The sequence below is a fragment of the Lacrimispora xylanolytica genome (assembly GCF_026723765.1).
Lineage (GTDB): Bacteria > Bacillota > Clostridia > Lachnospirales > Lachnospiraceae > Lacrimispora > Lacrimispora xylanolytica.
The window spans coordinates 3,371,767-3,395,008 of the sequence record NZ_CP113524.1 but is presented as its reverse complement, the minus strand read 5'-3'; the positions used below and the strand labels follow the sequence as shown (position 1 = coordinate 3,395,008).

The following is a 23,242-nucleotide window of genomic DNA, read 5'->3' as shown; positions in this document are numbered from 1 at the left end:
CGTAAACTAAGGAAAAGTCATTTCAGGAGTTTGGCATATGAAAAATCAGACAAAGGATAGCTTTAACGAGCTGGAACGGCGCCGGCGCCAAAGAGAAAGACGCAGGAAGCAAAAGAAGAAACAGACATTTTTAAATATCCTGTACATAATCGGTAAAACACTGATATTAGCTTCCGCCCTGACCGTGCTTTTAATCGCACTGAGTCAGATATTTCAAAGAAATTATGTGGATTTAAAATCCGTGACCATGCCCTCTTGGGTGGAGCAGGATTTCATAACCCCCAACGAATACTCCAGGCCCCAGACAGAGATGAAGCGGGTCAAGGAAATAGTCATACATTACGTAGCAAATCCAGGAACCACTGCCAAGCAGAACATGGCCTATTTTGACAGCTTAAAGGATCAGAAGGGGATTAAAAAAATCTCTGCCAGCAGTCATTTTATCATTGGTCTGGATGGTGAGGTCCTTCAGGGGATTCCAATCACTGAGATGGCATACGCCACATCAAAAGAAAAGAATCCCAATACCATCTCCATTGAATGCTGCCATCCCGATGAGACCGGCAAGTTTAGTGATGATACCTATGGATCACTTGTCAAGTTCACTGCCTGGCTTTGTGAGAATCTGGGATTGACGGAGAAAGATGTCATCCGCCATTACGATGCCACTGGAAAGGATTGTCCCAGATACTTTGTAGCCCATGAAGATGAGTGGAAGAAGTTCTTACAGGACGTCAAAGAGGCGAGAAAAGAGTTTCGTCAATAATCTTCACGGCATCAGCGATGCAGTCATTGCAGGAGCGCAGGACATTCCCTGTTTCCACGCCTTTGATGTCTTTACAGATTAAGCTTCCATTCTGGTTTTTAAAATTTGATAAGCATTGCCTGGACATCTGATAAGAAATCTTTTTAGAGTCCGGGCTGTCTAAATGGGCGGAGCTGTTTTTCAGTCCGGAAAGTATGGATGCAGCGCCAATGGCTCCGCAGGTGCCTTCCATGCCGCCCATTCCCAGTCCCATACCTTCGGTGATACGGAACATGGTTTCCTCGTCAATGCCCACTTTGTCGCAGAAGACACAGGAAACGGCCTGGGCACAGTTATATCCCATATCGTGCTTTTTCAAAGCTTCTTCCATTCTTTTTGTTGTATCTGACATGTGAAATTCCTCCTTTTTCTAACTCTTATAAGTTACTATTTTTCTATTGGCTGTACCGGTCGCAGATGGATTCTGTTAAAGATCACGTGAAAGATAAATCCACCCAGACAGGTTGCAAATAAATAGACTGCATTTCCAGCTCCTATACCAAACGCTACAGCGATTTCATGAAATACAATCTGTGCGGAAGGGTAATAGGGGGAAATATAGAACATATCAGCCTGACCCAAAGGCTTGGCAGTTCGATTTATAATAGAAGCGATGATGCAGCAAATCAAAAACAGGGGCAAGGTTTTTACAAATCCCTTAAGTGAGACATCTGAAAAGCGGGAGAATGCGATTAAGAGACCGATATAGACCAGCAAAAGATGCCAGATAAGACCGTGAAGCGTTAAGAGCCAGTAAGGGTGAAAGAGCCCGGAAGGCTCAGCCAGTGCCATGATTCCTCCTAACAAGTTAAAGTCCTGCATAAAGGTGCAGATAATCCTTTGACCTTGTCTCCCTGGGACAAAGGGAAGGAGGAGGCAAAAATACATGGGAAGGCTGCAAAGCTGAAATGGAAAATACCACCAGTTATAGGTCTGCTCATTGACTACATAATAAAGAAAAAGCTGCTTCCAAAGCTCCGTGCCTAAAAGGACCAGCCCACAGATAAAAAGCAGGCGCGGAAGCTTCTTTTTATCAATTCTCCTGCTGGTATAATAGGCCAGTAAAACAGCCAGTGTAAGCCCCACCGCCAGAAAGAGAATATGAAACAAGGAGTAAGGGAGCGGCGGATTCATAGGCCATGCGGTTTTTTCAAGGAAATCCTTCATATTGATACCCTCAATTCTACCTGTCATCCAAATTTAAACTATATTATAAAGGATTGGAAAAAAACATGCAAGGTAAATGAAACGATGTATAAAATTAAGCGTTTTCTTAGGACGAAGTACTTGATTAATTCCGAAAATGCTATATAATGTATAACTGATACTTTGTTTAATAATTATGCAGATTTGTGCATATAAGGAGGAAGCATTATGAAGAAGAATGTAATCGCAATAGCCGCTGCCGTATGTATGGCCGCAGTTTTAACCGCTTGTGGCGGAACAGGTACTAAAACAGAAACAACTGCGAAAGCAACGGAAAAAGCAGGAGCAGAAAGCACTGCTGCAGAGACAAAAACAGCAGAAAGTGCAGCAGGTGGAAAGCTTGTTATGGTCACCAATGCCGAATTCCCACCTTATGAATACCATAACAATAATGAAATTGTTGGTATTGATGCAGAGATCGCTAAGGCAATCGCTGATAAATTAGGCATGGAGCTTGAGATTCAGGATATGGCATTTGATTCTCTGATTCCAGCCGTACAGTCAGGAAAGGCAGATTTTACGGCTGCTGGTATGACTGTGAATGAAGACCGTAAGAAAAACGTTGATTTCACTGATACTTATGCAAAAGCTGCTCAGGTCATTATCGTAAAAGAAGGAAGCGACATTGTTAATCCAGATGGTCTGGAAGGAAAGAAGGTAGGCGTTCAGACTGGAACGACCGGTGATATCTATGCAGATGATATCAAGGATGCCGCTGTACAGCGTTTTAACAAAGGAATGGATGCTGTAATGGCTCTTACTCAGGATAAAATCGATGCGGTTGTTATTGACCGTGAGCCTGCAACTGTATTCGTTAAGGATAATACAGGATTAAAGATTCTTGATGAAGCATTTACAGAAGAAGAGTATGCCATTGCTGTTAAAAAAGGCAATACAGAATTATTAGAGAAGATGAACGGAGCCATTAAGGAATTAAAGGACTCTGGCGAATTGCAGAAAATCATAGATAAATACATTACTGCAAATTAAGAAAAAGGAAGAGTGCCATGTGGGAAAAGCTAAGGGATGATTTTTATCAGAATTTTATTGTGGATGATCGTTGGAAATACATTACGGAAGGTCTGCAAAATACGCTGAAAATCACGTTTTTTGCAGTTTTGATTGGTATTTTATTAGGATTTTTGGTTGCCATCATTCGCTCCACCTATGAAAATACCGGCAGATTAAAGATTTTAAATGCCATCTGTAGTGTTTATTTGACCGTTATCCGCGGAACGCCGGTGGTTGTACAGCTTATGATCATGTATTTCATTATATTTTCATTTCATGATCCGGGGCAGATATTTACTGCAATCCTGGCATTCGGAATCAACTCCGGCGCCTACGTGGCAGAGATTTTCCGAAGCGGAATCAGTTCCATTGAGCGGGGACAGTTTGAAGCAGGACGAAGCCTGGGCTTTAATTATGCCCAGACCATGTGGTTTATCATTATGCCCCAGGCCTTCAAAAATGTGGTTCCTACTCTGGCCAACGAGTTCATCGTCCTGTTAAAGGAGACGTCCGTAGCCGGATACATAGGTCTCCAGGATTTAACAAAGGGCGGTGATATTATAAAAAGCCGGACCTATTCCGCATTTTTTCCTCTGATCTCTGTGGCCCTTATTTATCTGGTCATGGTAATGGTATTTTCATATCTTGTAACATTACTGGAGAGGAGGCTGAAAAAGAGTGAGCATTAATGAAATGGGAAACCCCTTAATCCAGGTTCAGAATCTGGGAAAGAAATTCGGTGATTTGGAGGTCCTTAAGGACATTTCCGTTGATATCTACAAAGGAGATGTGGTCTGTGTCATCGGTCCTTCCGGTTCCGGTAAGAGTACATTTCTTCGGTGCTTAAACCGCCTGGAGGAACCGACAAGCGGCCATATCCTCTTTGAGGGAACCGATATTGTAGATAAAAATACAAATATAGACAAGCACCGTCAGAAGATGGGAATGGTATTCCAGCAGTTCAATTTATTCCCTCACATGACGATATTAAAGAACTTGACCCTTGCACCCATGAAGCTGCAGGGCAAAAGCAGTAAGGAAGCAGAAGAGCAGGCCTTAAAGCTTCTGGATAAGGTAGGATTAAAGGACAGAGCAAATTCCTATCCAAACCAGCTCTCCGGCGGTCAGAAACAGCGTATTGCCATTGTTCGTGCCTTATGTATGAATCCAGATGTGATGCTGTTTGATGAGCCCACATCTGCTCTTGATCCAGAGATGGTAGGCGAGGTTTTAAATGTTATGAGAGAGCTTGCCGAAGAGAAGATGACTATGGTGGTGGTGACCCATGAGATGGGCTTTGCCAAAGAGGTCGCCACCCGGGTCATGTTCATGGATGGCGGCTATTTCCTGGAAGAGAATGAGCCGGTGGAATTCTTTGAACATCCAAAGAATGACAGACTGAAATCATTTTTAAGTAAAGTGCTGTAAATATAGTTAAGGGTGATGCAAAATGGAAGTTCCATTCTTGCATCACCCTTATTTAATTACAGAAGCTTTGCCATGGAGTACTGATCCACGTAGCTTCCATTTACAATCATGGAATGGACAAGCTTTCCTTCCACTTCAAAACCCATGCTCCGATATAATAATATGGCCTTATCATTATGAGCCATGACGGTTAATTCCAGTCTGGTAATGCTATTTTCAGGGGCCCATGTTAACAGTTCCTGAAACAGTATTTTCCCCCAGCCCTTTCCCCTGTAATCCTTTAAGATGCCGCAGACAATATAGGCGGAATGCCTGATTCGGTTCGCGGCCCCTCGTTTGGCAGATAGAAAGCCAACGGCCCTTTGGTCGTCAAAAAGCAGCAGGAGAAGGGAATTTGATGTTTCCATCGTATGTAAGTAATGCTCCATATCTTCTGCGGTCGAGGTACGTTCGCCCGGTTCCAGCATCATAAATTCTGTCTCATAATCCAGCTGCTTCATCAGTTCTAAAAAGCAGTTGGAATCCTGCGGGGTAGCTTGTCTGAAATTCATCCATCATTCTCCTGTCTTCTGTTATTTTCTTTATTATATCACAAATAAAAGGAGTTTCAATTTGTTACTTCCTGTGATTATGGATTGCTCTTTTTGCCTTGGTTATGTTAGAATAGGAAAGAGTTTACAATTAGATTGATATTAACGATTAAGAAGGCTGAATAAAATGATGTACTGTATAAGTGTGAGCCATAAGATGGCTCCCGTTAGTGTTCGGGAACGGTTTGCGTTTCGGGAAGAGGAGAAAAAAGAGTTCATAGAGCTTCTGGCTGGCAGGGAAGCGATTACGGGAATTGTTATCCTCTGTACCTGTAACCGGAGTGAGATTTACGTGTCAGGAAGTAAACAGGCGGTTTCGGAGCTTCAAAAAGAGCTGGCTGATTATAAAAATGTGCGGCTTGAGGAAGTACTGAAATATTTAAATATCTACAGAGGAGAAAGTGCCATCGGACACTTATTTAAAGTGACCTGCGGATTTGATTCCATGGTGCTGGGAGAAGATGAGATTCTTGGGCAGGTAAAGGAAGCATATCAGATGTCTAAGGATATGAAGACGGTAGATTATGAGATGAATGTACTGTTCCAAAGAGCGGTTACCTGTGCCAAACGAATCAAAACGGATACTAATTTATCTAAGACACCATTGTCCATAGCAACCCTCGTTGCCAATGAAGTATTTCATTTTAAGCATGGAGGGGACTGCAAGAAGGTAATGGTCATCGGCATGTCTGGAAAGATGGGAACCACCATTACAAAGAACCTTGTCTCAAAGGGAGGCATTGAGGTCACTGGTACCGTCAGAAGACACAACGATTACTTAACCGTTAATATTGAGCACGAACGGGTAAAGGTAGTAGAGTATAAAGACCGGTATCAATATATGGATGACATGGACATTGTCATAAGTGCAACCTTAGGTCCCCATTATACCGTAACCTATGAGGATTTATGTGGAGCATTGGCCAGTAAAAAGAAGCGCCTTTTTATAGATGTGGCAGTGCCTGTTGATATGGATGCTTCCATTGAAAAGATAGATGGAGTGACCCTCTGTGATATCGATTATTTTGATACCCTGACAAAGAACAACACGGAGATAAAGCTAAGGGAGCTGGATCTTGCCAGTGCCATTATGGAGGAAGATTTGGACAGTGCCATAAAAGAGATGGTATTTCACCCTTATATCCACCGCATGGACGAGCTTAAGGCGGCATTTTCCGGAAAGCGGCTGGAAAGCCTTCTCTTTCGTGTAAGAGATCAGTTAAACAGCGAGGAGCTTAAGGTGATACTTAAGACGTTGGACGGCCTGGAGAGTTGGATCAAGGAGGGATAAGGATGGCTTATTTTCCGTTTTTTGTGGATTTGGAAGGAAAAAAGTGTCTGATTGCAGGAGGAGGAATCGTGGCGTACCGGAAGGTTTTGGTACTCATGGAGTACGGACCTCAAATTACGGTAGTAGCGCCTCAGTTTCACCCGGAGCTTCCCCTGCTTAAAAAAGAACTGGGCGGTAAGCTTACACTTTTGGAGCGGAAGTTTCAGGACTCTGATTTAGAAGACGCTGACTTTGTCATAGCCGGAACATCAGAGGAAGAGCTGAACAGACATATTTCTCTTTTATGTAAGGCGAAGAACATTCCTATTAATGTGGTCGATGTGCAGGAGGAGTGCAGCTTTATTTTTCCTGCTTTAATAAAGGAGAAGCATATTACGGTTGCCATATCCACGGGAGGAGATTCCCCAACCATAGCCAAGTATTTAAAGGGCAAATTTAAAGAGGCTATTCCAGACGGGTTTGGTGATCTGGCAGAGCAGCTTGGGTCTTACCGGGATTTAGTAAAGGAAAAGGTGGATTTAATTTCCATACGGACGGATATATTTCAGACCATGGTAGAGGAAGGAATCCGGCAGGGAGGAGTCTTTACCAGAGAACAGGCAGAAGAACTGATAGAGAGGAAGCTATTGGAACATGAAGGAAAAAGTCATACGAATCGGAACCAGGAGAAGTGAATTGGCCGTTACCCAGACCAATTTAGTGGCAGAGGCCATTGAAAAGACCGGAAACGGAATGAAGACAGAACTGGTATTAAAGCAGACAGAAGGGGACCGGATCCTTGACAAACCACTTTTGGAATTTGGCGGAAAGGGCGTGTTCGTGACAGAATTTGAACAGGCCCTTTTGCATGGGGAAATAGACCTTGCCGTCCACAGTGCCAAGGATATGCCAATGGAACTGGAGAAGGGGCTTGGAATCGTAGCCGTTCTTAAGAGAGAGGACCCAAGAGATGTTCTGGTGACCATGGCTGGCAGCAGCTTTACGGGAAAAAAAGAATTAGTGATTGGGACCTCCAGCTTACGAAGACAGATGCAGATTTATGAAATGGGAAAAAATCTGTGGCCTGATATGGAGGTTCGCTGTGAGAATTTAAGAGGCAATGTTCAGACAAGGCTTTATAAGCTGTCCCAAGGGGAATACGACGGAATTATCCTGGCAGCGGCTGGGCTTAAAAGGCTTGGACTTTGGAAAGATAAAAGATATCAGTATCAATGCTTTGACTGTGAATACTTTGTACCGGCAGGAGGCCAGGGAATCCTGGCTGTGGAAGGGCGCCTCCATTCTGGCATGGAATCTTTCTATGCTAAGATTCATGATGAAGAGACAGGACTCTGTCTTTCTCTGGAACGAAGGATATTAAAGCTTCTGGAGGCCGGCTGTCATGAGCCAATCGGCATTTACTCCAGATTAATCGGTGATAAGATGGAGGTCTTTGGCATCAACCGAAGAGGAGAAGAAACAAAAAGGATTCACTTAAAAGGGGAATTAACGGAATTGGACGATCTGGCTCATTTAGCCGCGAAAGGCCTTTCATAACAGGAGGAAAGAATGAAGGAAAGAGGAATTGTCTATCTGGTAGGTGCAGGCCCCGGGGATCCGGGGCTTATTACGGAAAAGGGAATGCTGAGACTGAAAAGCTGTGACGCAGTGGTATATGATTCCCTGGCTTCTGATCTTCTTCTAAAGGCAGTGCCAGACCACTGTGAGAAAATCTATGTGGGAAAACGGGCAGGTTTCCATTCCATGAAGCAGGAGGAAATCAATCAGCTTTTGGTGGAACTGGCAGAAAAGGGACGTAAGGTAGTCCGTTTAAAGGGAGGAGACCCCTTTGTATTTGGAAGAGGCGGAGAAGAGATTCTGGCGCTTAAAAAGGCAGACATCCCATATGAAGTGGTTTCTGGTGTTACTTCAGCAGTGGCCGCCCTTGCAAGCGCAGGAATTCCGGTGACCCATCGGGCCATCAGCCGCAGCTTTCATGTGATGACAGGACATACCTTGTCAGAGGAAGGAACCCTGCCTCCTGATTTTAATGCCTTCGCAAGCTTATCCGGGACGCTTATCTTTCTTATGGGACTGGGAAATCTCCCTTTAATTGTATCGGGGCTTATGGATCAGGGAAAGCCTGGTACCACGCCAGCCGCTGTGATTGAGAATGGGACCCTGCCCGGTCAAAAGGTGGTACGTGGAAATCTACTGGATATTCAGCAGAAGGTAGAAGCATTTGGAGTCAAAAGCCCTGCCATTATTGTGGTAGGAGAAACGGCGGCTCTTGATTTCTCCTCCACAGGAAAACAGCCTTTAGAGGGCTGCCGCATCGGAATAACAGGAACTCCTTCCTTTACAGGAAAGCTTCATAAGGAGCTGTCTTCTCTTGGGGGAACAGTAGAATATCTCTTAAGTCTCTCCTTACAATCTTACCGGTCGGATGAACGGATGCAAGCAGCCTATGAGGACTTAAAAAGCTATACCTGGATTGTATTTACCAGTGCCAATGCGGTCCGGGAGTTCTTTCTTGGACTGATGGAGCAGGGAGAGGATCACCGGGCTCTTGGACATATTAAATTTGCCACGGTAGGAAAAGGAACGGCAGATGAGCTATTAAAATATGGCTTTCGGTCGGATTATACTCCGAAGCATTACCAGGTCATTGATCTGGCAGAAGGATTAAGGGAACGAATCACGAAACATGACAGGCTGCTGATTCCAAGATCATCACGAGGCTCCAGAGAATTAAATCAGATTCTCAATGAGACGGAAGCTGATTACGATGATGTGGTGCTTTACGATGTAAGGAAAGAAGGGCGGGAAGAAGAACAGGCAAAAGGTAAAAGAGCAGATATTACAAAGGAATTTGATTATATCACCTTTGCAAGTGCTTCCGGAGCTGACGCATTTTTCGAAGAGGATTCATTGGCAGCATTAAAGTCATTAGAGGGTCTTATGGTTGTCTGTATCGGAGATATCACGGCACAGGCGCTGGAGGCCAATGGAAGAAAAGCAGATCTGATTGCAAAAGAATACAGCATCCAGGGAGTGGCAAAGGCTATATGCCAGCACTGGAGTGAGAAGACCAATGGCAGGAAAGGAGTTTGACAAATGAAATTCGAAGAATCAAACGCATTATTTGAGGAATCCAGGAACTATTTCCCGGGAGGGGTAAATAGTCCCGTCCGAGCCTTTGGATCCGTAGGAGGGGCACCTGTGTTCGTAAAACGGGCATCAGGTTCCCATATCTTTGATGAGGATGGCAATGAATATATTGATTACGTAAATTCCTGGGGGCCAAGCATCCTAGGCCATGGTTACGGACCTGTCATAGAGGCAGTCAGAGAAGCGTGTCTTGATGGCCTGTCCTTTGGGGCGCCGACGAAAAAGGAACTGGTCCTTGGCGGGCTCATCCGGGAATGCATTCCTTCCATGGAGATGATGAGAATGGTAAGCTCCGGCACAGAAGCAGTCATGAGCGCCATTCGTGCAGCCAGAGGATTTACAGGAAGAGATAAAATTGTAAAATTTAAAGGCTGCTATCACGGCCATTCCGACGGCCTTTTGGTGAAAGCAGGTTCCGGTGCCTTAACCGGATCGGCACCAGACAGTGCCGGTGTACCGGCTTCCTATACAGAGCATACTCTGCTTGCCACATACAATGGGGAAGAATCCGTTAAGACGTTGTTTCAACAGTTTCCACAGTCAATAGCTGCAGTTGTGGTTGAGCCTGTGGCTGCCAATATGGGTCTGGTTCCTCCAAGTCAGGGCTTTCTGGAATTCTTAAGAGAGATTACCACCCGCTATGGGGCGCTGCTTATTTTTGATGAGGTCATTACCGGATTCCGAATGGGAATCGGAGGTGCTCAAAAATATTACGGTGTGATTCCTGACATGACCACTCTTGGCAAAATAGCAGGAGGCGGTATGCCAATGGGAGTTTATGGAGGACGCAGGGAAATCATGGAAACGGTTTCTCCTGTGGGAAAGGTGTATCAGGCAGGAACCCTTTCCGGCAATCCAATTGCAACGGCGGCAGGAATCGCTACCATTAAAACGTTAATGGAACGCCCAGAAATTTATAAGGGGCTGGAAGAAAAGGCAGACAGGCTTATATCGGCACTGAAAGAGGCGCTGCCTGACACTCAGATCAATCAGGCAGGTTCCTTATTCAGCGTGTTCTTTTCCAAAACTCCGGTGGTGGACTTTGAAACAGCCCTCACCTCTGATACGAAGAAATATGCAGCCTACTTCCATTATCTGTTAGACCATGGCATTTACACAGCCCCATCTCAGTTTGAGATTCTGTTCTTAAGCGCAGCCCATACGGACGAGGATATTGAGAAGACCTGTCGTATTATAAAAGAAGCAGCCAGCCATCTTTAATCGGTTGAAACATGGATCGCAGAAAGAGGAAAAACTTCCTTCTGCGGTCTTTTTATGTGTAAGAAATCAGTATTTCCTCTATCGAATATTGCTGGATCAAATTCTTTAAAATTCTAAAAATTACATAAATTGTATTAACATTTGGAATTTCTATTGATAAAAAACCAACTCTGGTATATTTTATTCATAGAGGAGGCTCAATCTATGGACTATTTGGTTGTATATATTAGTAAAACCGGAAATACTCAGAAGGTGGCTATGAAAATTTTTGAAGCCCTTCCCGGAAAGTCCAAAGATATCGTCAGACTGGAGGAATTACGAACGGAGGAAGCTGATACGTATTTTATTGGTTTCTGGAATAACCGCGGAACCTGTGAGACTGAGATGATGGACTTTCTTTCCAGTCTGCATGGAAAACGGGTTGCATTATTTGGAACCTGCGGGCTGATGGGAAATGAAGATTATTTAAAGCAGGTGGAGCGGCAAGTGGCTGTTTTTCTGCCGGAAGATAACGAATATCTTGGCTGCTTTTTGTGTGGAGGGAAGTTAGGACCCTTTATACTTGAAAAATACAGACAGATGCAGGCGGTGAGCAATACGCCGCAGATCAGGGCTTTGATATCTGCTTACGAGGATGCCATGCTGCATCCCAATGAGCAGGATTTAGATAATGTATGCCGGTTCGTAAAATCCGTATTAAAGCAGGTAACAAAAGAAGAGGAGGATCAAAATGGGGTTAAAAGATGATAAAGACTCTGGAAATAAAAAATCATTTATGTACTATTACGCCATTGTTTTAGTGCTTATGATCATATTTAACGCACTGACAGTACCATGGATTCAGTCAAAAGCCATGACAGAGGTGCCATACAGTACCTTTTTGGAAATGGTGGATCAGGGTAAGGTTCAGGCAGTGGCAAAAACAGAAACAGAGATTCAGTTTAAATCCGATACCGGGAAAAAGGACTGGGAAGGAAAGCCAGTATATCAGGTATATAAAACCGGACCATGGCCGGATGATACTTTAATGCAGCGGTTGGTTTCTCATAATGTTCAGTTTGAAAAGACCATCGTTGCCCAGATGTCACCCATTCTTTCTTTTATGCTCACCTGGATCATACCGATCCTGATTTTTGTATTTTTAGGTAACTTCTTGTCAAGGCAGCTTCAAAAGCGTATGGGCGGTCCCAATACCATGTCTTTTGGAAAGTCAAATCCAAAGATTTATGCGGAATCTGAGACAGGTAAGACCTTCCGTGATGTTGCCGGTCAGGAAGAAGCAAAGGACGCCTTAAAAGAAATTGTAGATTTTCTTCATAATCCTCAGAAGTATGCAGAAATCGGTGCCTCACTACCAAAGGGAGCCCTTTTAGTAGGACCTCCTGGAACTGGTAAGACACTTCTTGCAAGAGCAGTGGCGGGTGAGGCTCACGTACCGTTTTTCTCTATCTCCGGTTCGGAATTTGTGGAAATGTTTGTAGGTATGGGTGCAGCTAAGGTCAGGGATTTATTTAAGCAGGCCAACGACAAAGCACCTTGTATCGTGTTCATTGATGAGATTGATACCATAGGTAAGAAACGTGATGGTGGCGGATTTTCCGGTAATGATGAAAGAGAACAGACTTTAAATCAGCTTCTGGCTGAGATGGATGGGTTTGACGGAAAGAAGGGTGTCGTTATATTGGCGGCCACCAACCGCCCCGATTCTCTGGATAAAGCCCTGTTACGTCCAGGCCGGTTTGACAGACGTATTCCAGTGGAGCTGCCGGATTTAAATGGTAGAGAATCTATTTTAAAGGTTCATGGAAAGAATGTTAAGCTGTCTGATGATGTGGATTTTAGAGGAATCGCTCTTGCCACTTCTGGAGCAAGCGGAGCGGAGCTTGCCAATATTATTAACGAGGGTGCATTAAGAGCCGTGCGTTTGGGAAGAAAAACCGTAACACAGAGGGATCTGGAAGAAAGCGTGGAAGTTGTAATCGCTGGTTATCAGAAAAAGGATGCCTCTGTCAATGTGGAAGAGAAGAAGATCATTGCTTACCATGAGGTGGGACATGCATTGGTAGCCGCTTCCCAGACACAATCCGCACCGGTTCATAAGATTACGATTATTCCAAGAACCTCAGGAGCCCTTGGATATACCATGCAGGTAGATGAAGAAGAACGTCATCTTCTTACCAAGGAGGCGGCTCTTAATAAGATTGCCACCTTTACCGGAGGAAGAGCGGCAGAAGAACTGATATTTCAAACAGTTACCAGCGGTGCTTCCAATGATATCGAGCAGGCGACTAGAATTGCCAGAGCCATGGTTACCCGCTACGGTATGACCGATGAGTTTGATATGGTAGCCCTTGAGACCGTGACCAACCAATATCTGGGCGGAGATACGTCACTTGCCTGTGCCCCAGAGACTGCAAAACGGATCGATGAGGCAGTAATCCAGATCGTTCGTGAGCAGCACCAGAAGGCGTATAAGATCTTAAAGGATAACATCAATAAGCTTCATGAAATTGCAGAATACCTCTTAGAACGGGAGACCATAACCGGAGAAGAGTTTATGGAAATCTTCCGAAAAGAAGCGGTACAAGGATAAATAAAAAGAATCAGAGACGAAAACGGCTTTGACTGCAGTGTAGGAACAAGGATTACGAATGCCGTAAGACTGCAGCCAGTTGTTTCATTCTCTGGTTCTTTTTTTGCGTTGGACTGGAAAAAATTTCAAAAAGATTCAATTAAAATGAACCAATGGAGTCTTTGCTGGCTCTTAGTATATAGATGCATCGAAAAAGGAAAGGAAAAGGCAATGGACGAAGCGAAAAAGACATTGGTGGAAAGCATGCTTGCCGGCAGCGAGACAGCGTTTGATGAATTATACCGTTCCTGCTTCGGAAAGCTTTACAGAATGGCATATTTCATAACTGGAAACCGAAGCGACAGTGAAGATATCATTCAAGAAACATTTGTGAAATGCTTTCTCCACAGAGCCACGCTAAAAGAGCCAGAACGGTTTGTACCCTGGCTCTACCAGATTATGGTGAGAACAGCCTGGCGGTATGAGAAAAGAAAAAAGGGAAGATATGAGCTCTCATTTGAAGGGATTCTTTTTAATGAGGAGGATAAAATGAGGGCGGAGCGGATTCTGGAAGATGAAACAAATAAAGGGCCCCTTGGGACAGTTCTGGAAGCAGAGTCTGCTTTAGAGATTCAAAGTGCACTCCAGTGCCTTGACGTAAAATACAGGACAGTTGTTCTATTGTATTATTACAATGAGCTGAGTACAAAGGAAATAGCTAAAGTGACCGGAACCTTGGAGGGAACTGTAAAATCCCGTCTATATAAGGCCAGGAAGCTTTTAAAGGATTTGCTGGAGGATGACAGCAGAGAGGAAGAGGAAAGGGGAATCTGTCATGGCTAGAAATCTGGATGATGAGTTAAGAGATAAGATAAAAACAGAATTAGATTCCTTAGAACCCATGGTGGACAGGGAACGCCGCCTATTAGAAATTCATAAAAAATGTAATCAAAGGAGTGGTCATATGAAATTAAGAACCAATAAGCTGGCAGCAGCATTTATGGCAGTGGCAGTTATTACAGTATTAGGTACAGTGACTGCAGTTGCTTCAGGAAAAATCACAAGTTTTATTAGTAGTTCAGATAACAGGGATAATTATACCATAGCAGAACTTCGTGAAAAGGCAGCAGACCAGATGAAAATGTCACCCAAAATCCCAGAATCATTATCCAATGATCTGAACTTTCTAAATGGACATATTTCAAAGGTCAGGGGTGTGGGCGATGACAATATTGAGGTGATGGAATATCCACAGGCTTATGCCAACTATGGAAAGAATAAACAGGTAACGCTTACCAGTCATGTTCATCAGGAAGCATTGGCAGAGGAGAATGACAAGGCTGCTAAAAAAGAAGTCTATCATAACGTAACAATGACAGTTTCATCTCAAAGCTATTTGTTTCTTCCCCCAGATAAAGAGCCTTCTCCAGAAGATAAAAAGCTTGAAGAGGAAGGAAAATTGATGATCAGTTATGGAAGCAGTGAGGAAGAACGAAAGGTATACCAAATGGTAAGCTGGTCTGAAAATGGAATTGATTATCTGCTGTTTACCTTTGATGAATTCGGTCTGGAACCCTTAACTGGAATGGCCAGAGATATCATTGATATGAAATAATTATAGTTTGAACGTGGTAAGACCGCCTGGCATTTCCCAGGCGGTCTTTTAAGAATCAGATTTTTTAAGGATTTCTGCATACATCCAGCCATTATACTTATACAAGGACTGGTCCTTAAGAATTGACATCTGTTTACGCCAGTCCCTTGGTGATTTTCCTGTTACAGATAGGAAATGCCGGTTAAAGCTAGAGATAGAATGAAACCCCACCCGTTCGGAAATGCTTAAGACGGATTCCTCTGTCATGCGCAGCAGATCAGACGCCTTTCGGATGCGTGTGGTATTAAGATGCTCTAGCGGTCTTGTTCCTGTAATAGAAGAAAACAGCCTTCGAAAATGGGTAGGACTTAGACCGCATAAAGCGGCCAGATGTTCCATAGGGAAGTCTTCCATATAATGGTAGCGAATAAATTCCAGTGCCGGTGCAATGACAAGTGCATTTTCCGGGGGCTGGTCTTTTTTTTGATGATGGAGGGCAGAAATTCTCATAAGATTGGAAGCCAGGGCTAGAAACAATCCCCGCACCGCCAGTTCAAACCCAGGTTCCTTCCTTTTAAGCTCCTCTATGATTTCCGTAACAAGGGAATGAATGACTGGATACTCCCTTTTTCCCATGATCAGGCTTAGATGGTGCTCAGAGACCGAGAAAAGCTCCATATTGTGAAGATCTGCACCAGAGAAAAAGGGGTGGAGCAGTTCCCCCATATCAACGAATAAATAGGACCATTTGCTGCTGGTGCCGAAAGCGCTGCAGGTGGTGTGGGGGATGTCACAGGATACGGCTGTGATGTCACCAGCCTGAAAGGGGTAGGAGGTATCTTCAAAAATCATAATGCCGCTGTCTGTCTCGCATATACCGATTTCCAGGCAGTTGTGAATATGAAGACGCCCCGAAGGTACATCAGAGATCCTCCAATGTTCTCCAGTTAAAAGAAGGACAGGAAAGTGGGTGGGCAGATCATAATCTCTAAATTCAATCACTGTCTTTTTGTGCTTGGGCATATGTACTGAATCCTTCCTGATTTTATTCCTTTTATTATACATGATATATAATTCTCATTTCAACCAAAAATCTTTTTGAATAAGTGGTTTTGCATGTAAAAAATCCTTCTGTATCCGTTGAAAATGCAAATAAACTCGAAATAGGAAGAAAAATAAAAGGTATTACAAGGCAGGCAAAAGAAATAAAAGGTTGAAATTGCATAGTTTTAACCGGTAATTGATTGGAAACGGATTTATGAATTTTTTATAATAGATGTAACAATATTTGCACCTATGGGGGGATATTATGAAAAAATCGGAAAGAATGACGAACCAGAGCAGAACAAATCGGGAAAAAAAGAATGGGTTCCTTCGTTATTTACAAAGAGACTGGCAGCTTTATGTACTCATGATTCTTCCCATGCTCTTTATACTGGTATTTAAATTTCTGCCTTACAGCGGGTTATCCATAGCGTTTAAGGATTACAAGGTGGCAAAAGGGTATTCCGGAAGTCCATGGGTGGGATTTTCTGTGTTTCAGAAGGTGTTTGGAAAACGGGATTTTGGTCAGGCCGTAGGCAATACGCTGCTTTTAAATATTCTGGACCTGGTTTTTTCCTTTCCCATGCCAGTGATTTTAGCCTTAATCCTCAATGAAATTAAAAACAGATATTTCAAAAGCGTCATGCAGACTCTTTTATACCTCCCTCATTTTTTGTCCTGGGTCATCATTGGAGGAATTGGTTATTCCCTGTTCTCCATCAGCAGCGGGGTAGTTAACGTATTGATCCAGAATGCGGGCCACAGTCCGATTCCATTTTTGCAGGATAATACCTGGTGGCTGATCAGCTACGTACTGATTGGAGTATGGCAGTCCATGGGCTGGGGGACGATTATATATCTGGCGGCCATTACTGGTGTGAATTCTGAGCTTTATGAGGCAGCCAGGGTAGATGGCGCTGGAAGGTTAAAGCAGTGCCTTCATGTGACACTTCCCTGCATCCGGAGCACCATTGTCACACTCTTAATCATGAATCTTGGAAAACTGATGGGAGGCTCCTTTGAACGGATTTACGCCCTGGCCAATGCGAAGGCCACAGAATTTACCACCACCATACCTGTTTTGGTATACCGTTGGGGAATTGAAAGCGGCAAATTCAGTGAAGCCACGGCTTTGGGCTTATTCCAGTCTGTCATCGGCCTTTTACTTGTTGTTCTCGCTGACTACATAGCCAAACGTCTTGGAGAAGACGGTCTTATATAAGGAGGGAAGATCATGCAGTATAGTAAGAACCAGAGGCATAGGGCATGGACCAAAACCAGAGCAAAGAATTTACTGGTAGACTTATTCTTTTACGCATTGCTCCTTGCCATATCAATGACCTGCCTTTTGCCATTTATCCATATCTTTGCAAAGTCCATCAGCAAAGAAGCCTATGTCATTGCAAACAAAATTTTCTTGATTCCCAAGGGAATTAACTTTGATGCGTACAAGAAGGTTTTTCAGGATGCTTCTATTGTAAGGTCCTTATATGTATCCGTAGTTGTGACGGCTGCTTTTACAGCCATAGGAACCTTCCTTACCATAAGCGCTGCCTATGCCTTAAGCAGAGTTCAGCTAAAGGGAAGAAAGGTCATGACCTTTTTGATTATGTTTACCATGTATTTCACAGCAGGAACCATACCGGATTACCTGCTGATGAATAATCTTCGTATGCTGGATACCTGGTGGTGCATGATTTTGCCCCTGTCCTTTGCAGCCTATAATTTTCTGATTATGAAAAATAACTTTAAGGCCTCCATTCCTGACAGCCTGATTGAATCCGCACTGATCGACGGAGCCAGCCATTTTAAGATTTTAAGCCACATAGTGGTTCCTTTATCAAAACCTATTATAGCAACCATCTCCCTGTTTTACGCGGTAGGGCGCTGGAATGCTTATTCCGATGCTCTGTTCTACATTAAGCAGCGTGTGGATTTACGGCCCTTACAGTTAAAGCTTTATTATCTTGTGGTAGCTGCCAGTGAATCCTTTAAGGCGGAGGGAGGATCTTTGGCTGGGCAGATCACAAGTCCTGAGGTGTTAAAGTCTTCCTGTATTATATTTGCAACATTGCCAATTATCTGTATCTATCCCTTTGTACAGAGATATTTTGTTCAGGGAACTATGATAGGTGCGGTGAAGGGCTAATGATATGGAATTAAAATGAAAAGGAGGATATTCATGAGAAAAGGGAAGGGTTTCAAACGGGCAGCAGCCTTTGGTCTTGCATCCATGATGGCAGCGGGGGTTCTGTCGGGATGTGGCGCAAAGGTTAAGGTTTCTGCTACTACGGCAAATGACAAAAAAGAAGAGGGGAGCCAGACAGAAGCATCAAAGGCGGAGGGCAATGGATTTACCGATTACTCCAAAGGATTTCCTGAAAATGTGACCATAAAAATCCCGGTATATGACCGAGGCTTTGAAGGCTGGGATCCTGCCAATAATTATTACACCCGCTGGATTCAGAAAGAATTTGGAGATAAATACAATGTAACGGTTCAGTATGTTGCCATTAACCGGCAGAATGAGATTGCAGATTATATGCAGATGATTGCTGCTGGAAACGCACCTGATATTATTTATCATTACGATATGCCTCAGGCAGTGAACTATAATTCAGAGGGTGCCATGCAGGAGCTTAATTTAGAAGAGATGAAATATTACGCTCCTGACTATTTTAAGAAAACGGAAAAAAATATTAGTACATACGGAAACCTGGATGGTAAGAATACGTTCTTTTTTGCAGAACGAAATCCTATCTATTATAACTGGGTCACTCTGATTCGCCAGGATTGGCTGGATCAGGTAGGAAAAGAAAAGCCAACAACAAGAGAGGAGCTTCAGGAGGCTGCAAAGGCCTGGAAGGAAGCTGGTCTTGGTAAACTGGGAGACCAGATCATTAATAAAAGCTACACCTACGAATATCCATTTATCGGTTCCACGCCAGATAAAAAGGATTTGAACCTGTATCTGGACTTAAATGTGGCACCTCTTACCTGGAGTGCGACTAAGGATTACTTAAAAGTAAGAAACCAGGAATTTAACGATGGCATTCTTGACCCGGAATTTTATTTAAATACTGATGATGCCGCATGGAAAGCAGATTTCGTGGCTGGCAATGTGGGAACCTATTCATTTTATATCACTTCTAATACAGATGTGATAAACAGCTTAAAGGCCAACGACCCAAAAGCAGAGGTTTCTGTTATTAGTCCAACCGCTGGTGTACCAAAGGGCAGTCATGCGTACTATTATAAATACCCACCCTACGGAATGATTATGGGAATCAATTCAAAGACAGACGAAAAGCAAAGAGCGGCAGTCTATATGTTCTTAAATTGGATGTCACAGCCTGATAATCTTTTCTTCCTGCAATATGGTGTGGAGGGAGCTAATTATACTCTGGATTCCGATGGAATTGCAGAACCTGTCAAGGATTTTAAAGGAGAAAGCAAGCTTTCCAATAACAATAACAAGGATTACTGGTGTCTGGTAACGGAAATGGCAGATTACGGGGACGAAGAGAAAAATCTGAAAGCAAATATCAGAACCCTTGCCCCAGCCGGCTATGAGGACCTGGTAAAGCAGTCCTATGATTATACAAAAGAAGTGGAGCAGTATGGACTAATCAGTCCGATCTTTACAAAGAGCATTGAATCCACTGGAGAGTATGCAGCAGATTTAACAGCCATGTGGCAGGAATTCTATGTGGATATGATTACCTGTAAGCCAGAAGAACTGGATGCCAAGTATGAAAAGTACTGTAAGGAATATTTAGACAACGGATATCAGGAAATTCTTGATGAAAAGCAGAAGCTGATTGATTCCGGAGATTTTATTGCGCAATAAGAATTGGAGGGCTGTTGCAGATCTGGCAGCAGCCCTTTCTTAAAAACAAAATGGGAGTTTTCTATGACAGAATATTTGTTTTATCAAACAGAGGAAATGGGAAAAGACGGAATTTCGGTAGATCCAAGTGACATTTATATGCCTGGTTCTGGGTATGGCTTTTTTACGGAGAAGTCTCATGGCTCGTCTCTTTCTTTCAGCCTGCCGGAGATTAATACTGGTTTTGTTCCTGCTGCTGGCTTTGGGGAAGAAATCAGAATCAAACAGGAAGAATTGGGCTGCTATATGGATTCTAAATCAACGTATGGAGATATTCCCTTATCTTTTCAGGCAGGTGTTAAGGCTCAGGGAAATTATCTCCTGTCTATAAATCTTTGTGCAGAGGAAGATGAGCCTGAGGTTCTGGTATTCGTTGGGAGGAGGCAGCTGGTCTTTCAGGGAAGTCTTAAGGCAGGGGTAGAATGGAACGGTGCATTTCCTGTATCGGTCTGTGACTTTATACCCAGAGGACAGACGAAACGGTTCCCGGATCAGGCAATAAAAATATCGGTCATCAGCAGGTCTGTTCGTATAAAAAAGCTGAAGGTAGAGCCTTGGATTGGAAAAACAATATTCCTTGCCGGGGATTCTACATTGACAGATCAAACCGGAGAGTATCCTTATGCTCCCAATGTCTGCTACGGAGGCTGGGGCCAGATGCTGCCTGCTTATTTAGAAGGAGATTACACAGTATCCAATCATGCCCACTCCGGTCTGACCACAGAAAGCTTTCGGGCGGAGGGCCATCATGAGATCATGATGGAAGGAATCGGAAAAGGAGATATCTGTCTGTTTCAGTTTGGTCATAACGACCAGAAGCTTGACCATCTAAAAGCAGATGAGGGATATCGTAAAAATCTAATGGAATTTGTGGAGGAGATACGGGAAAAGGAAGCCTTACCCGTGCTTGTTACGCCTCTTGCGAGAAATAGCTGGATCGACAATGGAACTACTTATAATGACCTGTTAAAAGATTATGCAAAAGAGGTCATAAGCCTTGGAACCATCTTACGTGTTCCAGTTGTTGACCTTCATGGAAAGAGCATGGAGCTTATGAAGGAGCATGGAATGGAAGAGTTCAAACAATGGTTCTATCCACTTGATTATACACACACCAATGATTATGGGGCTTTTCATATGGCTGGTTACGTTTGGAAAGAGCTGCTTGATTTAGGTGTAATATCTGCTTCGGGGAGGGAAATACCGGTATGGGTACCCTCCAGGGGGAATGCCTGGTTATCATATGAAAAAGGAGAACATTTATGAGAGAGACAAAGAGAGGAAGCTTTACCCTTCCGGGAGAATCCGGCTATGAAGAACTGACCCTTACCCTGGCGGACCGCTGGGGAGCGGATGTGATCCGTGACAGTGACGGAACTGCCCTATCCGATGAGATAACAGAAGCAGGATACGGAATTTATTCTACCATCTGTCTGATTCGTGATCACAATGAATGGGCAAGCACCCATACAGAGCACCTTCAGCAGACCTTTTTGATGACAGAGCCAAGGGTGGCATTTACAGGCCAATTAAGAATTCCCCTGATGGAAGATTTTTATGAGGATCAGTTTCAGATCAACGAAACTTCTGATTCCATGAAATACTGGCAGGTTTATGACCGCACCGTCAATGAGGAGATGCCACATGATTCCTGGTCCTATCATTCGGAAACAAAAGAAGTAGAGATTAACAACGTCCTTCCCTTTCATGAATATACGGTCAGCTTTCTGGCATACCGGATATGGGAAGAGATATCCATGTACAACCATGTAACAAACCACTGGGAGAAAGAGCACCTGATGCCTCTGGACCCAAGACATGAAGAGACCAGGAATTATTTATACCAATGGCTTAAAACATGGTGTGAAGAGCACCCCACTACAACCGTAGTTCGTTTTACTTCCCTCTTTTATAATTTTGTCTGGATGTGGGGAAGCAGTGATCGAAAACGGAATCTGTTCAGCGATTGGGGCTCCTATGATTTCACCGTAAGCCCAAGGGCACTTATGGAGTTTGAGAAAGAATACGGTTATGCCTTAACCGCAGAAGATTTCATTCATCAGGGAAAATTCCATGTCACTCATATGCCTCCTGAAAAGCAGCAGCTTGATTATATGGATTTTGTAAATAAGTTTGTAGTGGAATTCGGAAAAGAGCTTGTAGAGCTGGTTCATACCTATCATAAAAAGGCTTATGTATTTTACGATGACAGCTGGATCGGCCTGGAGCCCTATGGCAGTAGATTTAAAGAGTTTGGATTTGACGGATTGATTAAATGTGTATTCTCTGGCTATGAAGCAAGACTGTGTGCAGGCGCTCTTGTAGACACCCATGAGCTAAGGCTTCACCCCTATCTCTTCCCCGTTGGTCTTGGCGGTGCTCCCACCTTCTGTGAAGGGGGAGATCCTGTGAGGGATGCAAAGGAATACTGGATTCGAGTGCGGCGTGCCCTGTTGCGGGAAAAAATCGACCGTATTGGCCTGGGTGGGTATCTTCATCTGGTGGAAGATTATCCTGATTTTTGCAGCTATATGGAAAAGGTGGCCGATGAATTCCGCAGTCTTAAATCCTTTCATGAAGATGGAGAGGTATACTGCCTGCCAATCCGGGTAGCAGTCCTTCATTCCTGGGGAAAACTCAGATCCTGGACCTTATCCGGCCATTTTCATGAAACCTTTATGCACGATTTGATTCATATCAATGAAGCCTTGTCCGGTCTTCCTGTTACGGTGGATTTTATAAACTTTGATGATATCAGACAGGACGGATTAAAAAATATCGATGTGGTCATCAATGCAGGTGCAGCAGGCACAGCCTGGAGCGGCGGCGAGGCATGGTCAGATGCTGGTATTGTGGAGGCCTTATCCGGCTTTGTTTCTCAGGGAGGAGTATTCCTTGGAGTCAATGAGCCATCTGCTATAGAGGGATATCACACCTTCTTACGTATGTCTCACGTTCTTGGGCTTGATAAGGACACAGGAGCCAGAGTGTGTCATGGCCGATATGATTTTATAAAAGAAGAAATTACAGGACTGATTCCTGATGGAGCCAAGATAAAAGAAGGAACCAACCTTTACCTGACCGGTTTGGACACCAGAGTACTGGCAGCTAAGGATAAGCAGCCACTGATTACATACCACGCCTTTGGAACGGGCTGCGGCATCTTTTTAAGTAGCTTTAAGGTGACCAACGAGAACACAAGGCTGCTCTTAAATCTCATGCTCTTTGGAAAAAAGATGGAGCTGGAGCAAAAATATCTGACGGATAATGCGCAAACAGAATGTGCCTGGTATCCCAACAGCAGAAAGCTGGTTGTCATCAACAACAGTGATTCGGTGCAAAGCACCCGTATTAAGACGGATGATGGCATGACAGAAATAAGGCTGGAGCCATATGACACTACAGTGATCGAGCTGTAAGCAATGGATAAATAAAAAGAAA

General features: G+C 43.8%; 22 protein-coding genes. 18 read left to right on the top strand and 4 right to left on the bottom strand.

The features are described from left to right. Positions 1–37 precede the first annotated feature (37 nt). Entirely contained in the window at positions 38–766 is a 729-nt protein-coding gene (locus tag OW255_RS15850; RefSeq protein WP_024838624.1) for a peptidoglycan recognition protein family protein, read from the top strand. Here the strand turns inward: OW255_RS15850 and OW255_RS15845 are convergent. Continuing rightward, positions 735–1,157 carry a C-GCAxxG-C-C family protein gene (locus OW255_RS15845; protein ID WP_024838623.1) on the bottom strand — a complete coding sequence of 141 codons (423 nt, stop codon included), beginning with the start codon at positions 1,155–1,157 and terminating at the stop codon, positions 735–737. The two genes, OW255_RS15850 and OW255_RS15845, sit on opposite strands and share 32 nt — an antisense overlap. A gap of 35 nt (positions 1,158–1,192) precedes the next feature. After that, entirely contained in the window at positions 1,193–1,972 is a 780-nt protein-coding gene (locus tag OW255_RS15840) for a TMEM164 family acyltransferase (RefSeq protein WP_268114627.1), read from the bottom strand. Positions 1,973–2,179: 207 nt separating this feature from the next. Here OW255_RS15840 and OW255_RS15835 point away from each other — a divergent pair, with 207 nt between their 5' ends. Genes OW255_RS15835 through OW255_RS15825 form a run of 3 tightly spaced genes read left to right on the top strand, consistent with a single transcriptional unit; the run spans position 2,180 to position 4,450 of the window. Then, positions 2,180–3,001 carry a basic amino acid ABC transporter substrate-binding protein gene (locus tag OW255_RS15835; protein ID WP_268114626.1) on the top strand — a complete coding sequence of 274 codons (822 nt, stop codon included), beginning with the start codon at positions 2,180–2,182 and terminating at the stop codon, positions 2,999–3,001. A gap of 17 nt (positions 3,002–3,018) precedes the next feature. Further along, on the top strand, positions 3,019–3,711 hold the full coding sequence (locus OW255_RS15830; RefSeq protein WP_024838620.1) for an amino acid ABC transporter permease: 693 nt from the start codon (positions 3,019–3,021) through the stop codon (positions 3,709–3,711). Positions 3,712–3,715: 4 nt separating this feature from the next. Next, positions 3,716–4,450: an amino acid ABC transporter ATP-binding protein gene (locus OW255_RS15825; RefSeq protein WP_156951373.1), complete on the top strand. Its 735-nt coding sequence runs from the start codon at positions 3,716–3,718 to the stop codon at positions 4,448–4,450. A gap of 56 nt (positions 4,451–4,506) precedes the next feature. Here the strand turns inward: OW255_RS15825 and OW255_RS15820 are convergent, their stop codons facing one another. Then, positions 4,507–5,001 carry a GNAT family N-acetyltransferase gene (locus OW255_RS15820; RefSeq protein WP_268114625.1) on the bottom strand — a complete coding sequence of 165 codons (495 nt, stop codon included), beginning with the start codon at positions 4,999–5,001 and terminating at the stop codon, positions 4,507–4,509. 166 nt (positions 5,002–5,167) lie between these two features. Here OW255_RS15820 and hemA point away from each other — a divergent pair, with 166 nt between their 5' ends. From hemA to OW255_RS15775, 9 genes are all read left to right on the top strand, one after another. After that, positions 5,168–6,331 carry a glutamyl-tRNA reductase gene (gene hemA / locus OW255_RS15815; protein ID WP_268114624.1) on the top strand — a complete coding sequence of 388 codons (1,164 nt, stop codon included), beginning with the start codon at positions 5,168–5,170 and terminating at the stop codon, positions 6,329–6,331. A 2-nt stretch (positions 6,332–6,333) separates the two neighbouring features. Further along, positions 6,334–7,005, top strand: coding sequence for a precorrin-2 dehydrogenase/sirohydrochlorin ferrochelatase family protein (locus tag OW255_RS15810; RefSeq protein ID WP_024838616.1), 672 nt, complete (start codon positions 6,334–6,336; stop codon positions 7,003–7,005). Next, positions 6,965–7,867 (top strand): hydroxymethylbilane synthase, encoded by a 903-nt coding sequence (gene hemC / locus OW255_RS15805; protein ID WP_268114623.1) that lies wholly within the window; start codon positions 6,965–6,967, stop codon positions 7,865–7,867. Before OW255_RS15810 ends, hemC begins: the two co-directional genes overlap by 41 nt. 12 nt (positions 7,868–7,879) lie before the next feature. After that, the gene (gene cobA, locus OW255_RS15800; protein WP_268114622.1) at positions 7,880–9,424 is read left to right on the top strand and encodes a uroporphyrinogen-III C-methyltransferase; all 1,545 of its coding nucleotides are present in this window, start codon (positions 7,880–7,882) and stop codon (positions 9,422–9,424) included. A gap of 3 nt (positions 9,425–9,427) precedes the next feature. Continuing rightward, a complete protein-coding gene (gene hemL / locus OW255_RS15795; protein ID WP_268114621.1) occupies positions 9,428–10,702 on the top strand; it encodes a glutamate-1-semialdehyde 2,1-aminomutase in 1,275 nt (424 codons plus the stop codon). 204 nt (positions 10,703–10,906) lie between these two features. Continuing rightward, positions 10,907–11,449, top strand: coding sequence for a flavodoxin family protein BilS (gene bilS, locus OW255_RS15790; RefSeq protein ID WP_268114620.1), 543 nt, complete (start codon positions 10,907–10,909; stop codon positions 11,447–11,449). Then, positions 11,433–13,295, top strand: coding sequence for an ATP-dependent zinc metalloprotease FtsH (ftsH, locus tag OW255_RS15785; RefSeq protein WP_024838611.1), 1,863 nt, complete (start codon positions 11,433–11,435; stop codon positions 13,293–13,295). The genes bilS and ftsH overlap by 17 nt, the downstream gene beginning before the upstream one ends. Positions 13,296–13,505: 210 nt before the next feature. Next, positions 13,506–14,117 carry an RNA polymerase sigma factor gene (locus OW255_RS15780; RefSeq protein WP_268114619.1) on the top strand — a complete coding sequence of 204 codons (612 nt, stop codon included), beginning with the start codon at positions 13,506–13,508 and terminating at the stop codon, positions 14,115–14,117. Beyond that, on the top strand, positions 14,110–14,889 hold the full coding sequence (locus tag OW255_RS15775) for a hypothetical protein (RefSeq protein WP_268114618.1): 780 nt from the start codon (positions 14,110–14,112) through the stop codon (positions 14,887–14,889). Before OW255_RS15780 ends, OW255_RS15775 begins: the two co-directional genes overlap by 8 nt. A 48-nt stretch (positions 14,890–14,937) precedes the next feature. On the opposite strand, the gene OW255_RS15770 is transcribed toward OW255_RS15775, so the two are convergent. Beyond that, positions 14,938–15,891 (bottom strand): AraC family transcriptional regulator, encoded by a 954-nt coding sequence (locus tag OW255_RS15770; RefSeq protein WP_268114617.1) that lies wholly within the window; start codon positions 15,889–15,891, stop codon positions 14,938–14,940. Between the two features lie 286 nt (positions 15,892–16,177). Between OW255_RS15770 and OW255_RS15765 the strand changes: the two genes are divergently transcribed. The 5 genes from OW255_RS15765 to gnpA all read left to right on the top strand — a co-directional run bounded on the left by OW255_RS15765 (position 16,178) and on the right by gnpA (position 23,220). After that, entirely contained in the window at positions 16,178–17,134 is a 957-nt protein-coding gene (locus tag OW255_RS15765; protein WP_024838607.1) for an ABC transporter permease, read from the top strand. A gap of 12 nt (positions 17,135–17,146) precedes the next feature. Then, entirely contained in the window at positions 17,147–18,061 is a 915-nt protein-coding gene (locus OW255_RS15760) for a carbohydrate ABC transporter permease (protein ID WP_268114615.1), read from the top strand. A 33-nt stretch (positions 18,062–18,094) separates the two neighbouring features. Further along, entirely contained in the window at positions 18,095–19,762 is a 1,668-nt protein-coding gene (locus OW255_RS15755; protein ID WP_268114614.1) for an extracellular solute-binding protein, read from the top strand. Between the two features lie 63 nt (positions 19,763–19,825). Beyond that, positions 19,826–21,067 carry a rhamnogalacturonan acetylesterase gene (locus OW255_RS15750; RefSeq protein WP_268114613.1) on the top strand — a complete coding sequence of 414 codons (1,242 nt, stop codon included), beginning with the start codon at positions 19,826–19,828 and terminating at the stop codon, positions 21,065–21,067. Then, positions 21,064–23,220 carry a 1,3-beta-galactosyl-N-acetylhexosamine phosphorylase gene (gnpA, locus tag OW255_RS15745; RefSeq protein WP_268114612.1) on the top strand — a complete coding sequence of 719 codons (2,157 nt, stop codon included), beginning with the start codon at positions 21,064–21,066 and terminating at the stop codon, positions 23,218–23,220. Before OW255_RS15750 ends, gnpA begins: the two co-directional genes overlap by 4 nt. The last annotated feature ends 22 nt before the right edge of the window (positions 23,221–23,242 follow it).

What these genes read in the sequence shown, in the direction of transcription:
- OW255_RS15840 (WP_268114627.1), bottom strand. Translation starts at nt 1,972, where the DNA reads ATGAAGGATTTCCTTGAAAAAACCGCATGGCCTATGAATCCGCCGCTC.
- OW255_RS15850 (WP_024838624.1), top strand. Translation starts at nt 38, where the DNA reads ATGAAAAATCAGACAAAGGATAGCTTTAACGAGCTGGAACGGCGCCGG.
- hemL (WP_268114621.1), top strand. Translation starts at nt 9,428, where the DNA reads ATGAAATTCGAAGAATCAAACGCATTATTTGAGGAATCCAGGAACTAT.
- hemA (WP_268114624.1), top strand. Translation starts at nt 5,168, where the DNA reads ATGATGTACTGTATAAGTGTGAGCCATAAGATGGCTCCCGTTAGTGTT.
- OW255_RS15755 (WP_268114614.1), top strand. Translation starts at nt 18,095, where the DNA reads ATGAGAAAAGGGAAGGGTTTCAAACGGGCAGCAGCCTTTGGTCTTGCA.
- OW255_RS15810 (WP_024838616.1), top strand. Translation starts at nt 6,334, where the DNA reads ATGGCTTATTTTCCGTTTTTTGTGGATTTGGAAGGAAAAAAGTGTCTG.
- OW255_RS15825 (WP_156951373.1), top strand. Translation starts at nt 3,716, where the DNA reads ATGGGAAACCCCTTAATCCAGGTTCAGAATCTGGGAAAGAAATTCGGT.
- OW255_RS15845 (WP_024838623.1), bottom strand. Translation starts at nt 1,157, where the DNA reads ATGTCAGATACAACAAAAAGAATGGAAGAAGCTTTGAAAAAGCACGAT.
- OW255_RS15760 (WP_268114615.1), top strand. Translation starts at nt 17,147, where the DNA reads ATGCAGTATAGTAAGAACCAGAGGCATAGGGCATGGACCAAAACCAGA.
- bilS (WP_268114620.1), top strand. Translation starts at nt 10,907, where the DNA reads ATGGACTATTTGGTTGTATATATTAGTAAAACCGGAAATACTCAGAAG.
- OW255_RS15835 (WP_268114626.1), top strand. Translation starts at nt 2,180, where the DNA reads ATGAAGAAGAATGTAATCGCAATAGCCGCTGCCGTATGTATGGCCGCA.
- OW255_RS15780 (WP_268114619.1), top strand. Translation starts at nt 13,506, where the DNA reads ATGGACGAAGCGAAAAAGACATTGGTGGAAAGCATGCTTGCCGGCAGC.
- ftsH (WP_024838611.1), top strand. Translation starts at nt 11,433, where the DNA reads ATGGGGTTAAAAGATGATAAAGACTCTGGAAATAAAAAATCATTTATG.
- gnpA (WP_268114612.1), top strand. Translation starts at nt 21,064, where the DNA reads ATGAGAGAGACAAAGAGAGGAAGCTTTACCCTTCCGGGAGAATCCGGC.
- OW255_RS15830 (WP_024838620.1), top strand. Translation starts at nt 3,019, where the DNA reads ATGTGGGAAAAGCTAAGGGATGATTTTTATCAGAATTTTATTGTGGAT.
- OW255_RS15775 (WP_268114618.1), top strand. Translation starts at nt 14,110, where the DNA reads ATGGCTAGAAATCTGGATGATGAGTTAAGAGATAAGATAAAAACAGAA.
- hemC (WP_268114623.1), top strand. Translation starts at nt 6,965, where the DNA reads ATGAAGGAAAAAGTCATACGAATCGGAACCAGGAGAAGTGAATTGGCC.
- OW255_RS15770 (WP_268114617.1), bottom strand. Translation starts at nt 15,891, where the DNA reads ATGCCCAAGCACAAAAAGACAGTGATTGAATTTAGAGATTATGATCTG.
- cobA (WP_268114622.1), top strand. Translation starts at nt 7,880, where the DNA reads ATGAAGGAAAGAGGAATTGTCTATCTGGTAGGTGCAGGCCCCGGGGAT.
- OW255_RS15750 (WP_268114613.1), top strand. Translation starts at nt 19,826, where the DNA reads ATGACAGAATATTTGTTTTATCAAACAGAGGAAATGGGAAAAGACGGA.
- OW255_RS15820 (WP_268114625.1), bottom strand. Translation starts at nt 5,001, where the DNA reads ATGAATTTCAGACAAGCTACCCCGCAGGATTCCAACTGCTTTTTAGAA.
- OW255_RS15765 (WP_024838607.1), top strand. Translation starts at nt 16,178, where the DNA reads ATGAAAAAATCGGAAAGAATGACGAACCAGAGCAGAACAAATCGGGAA.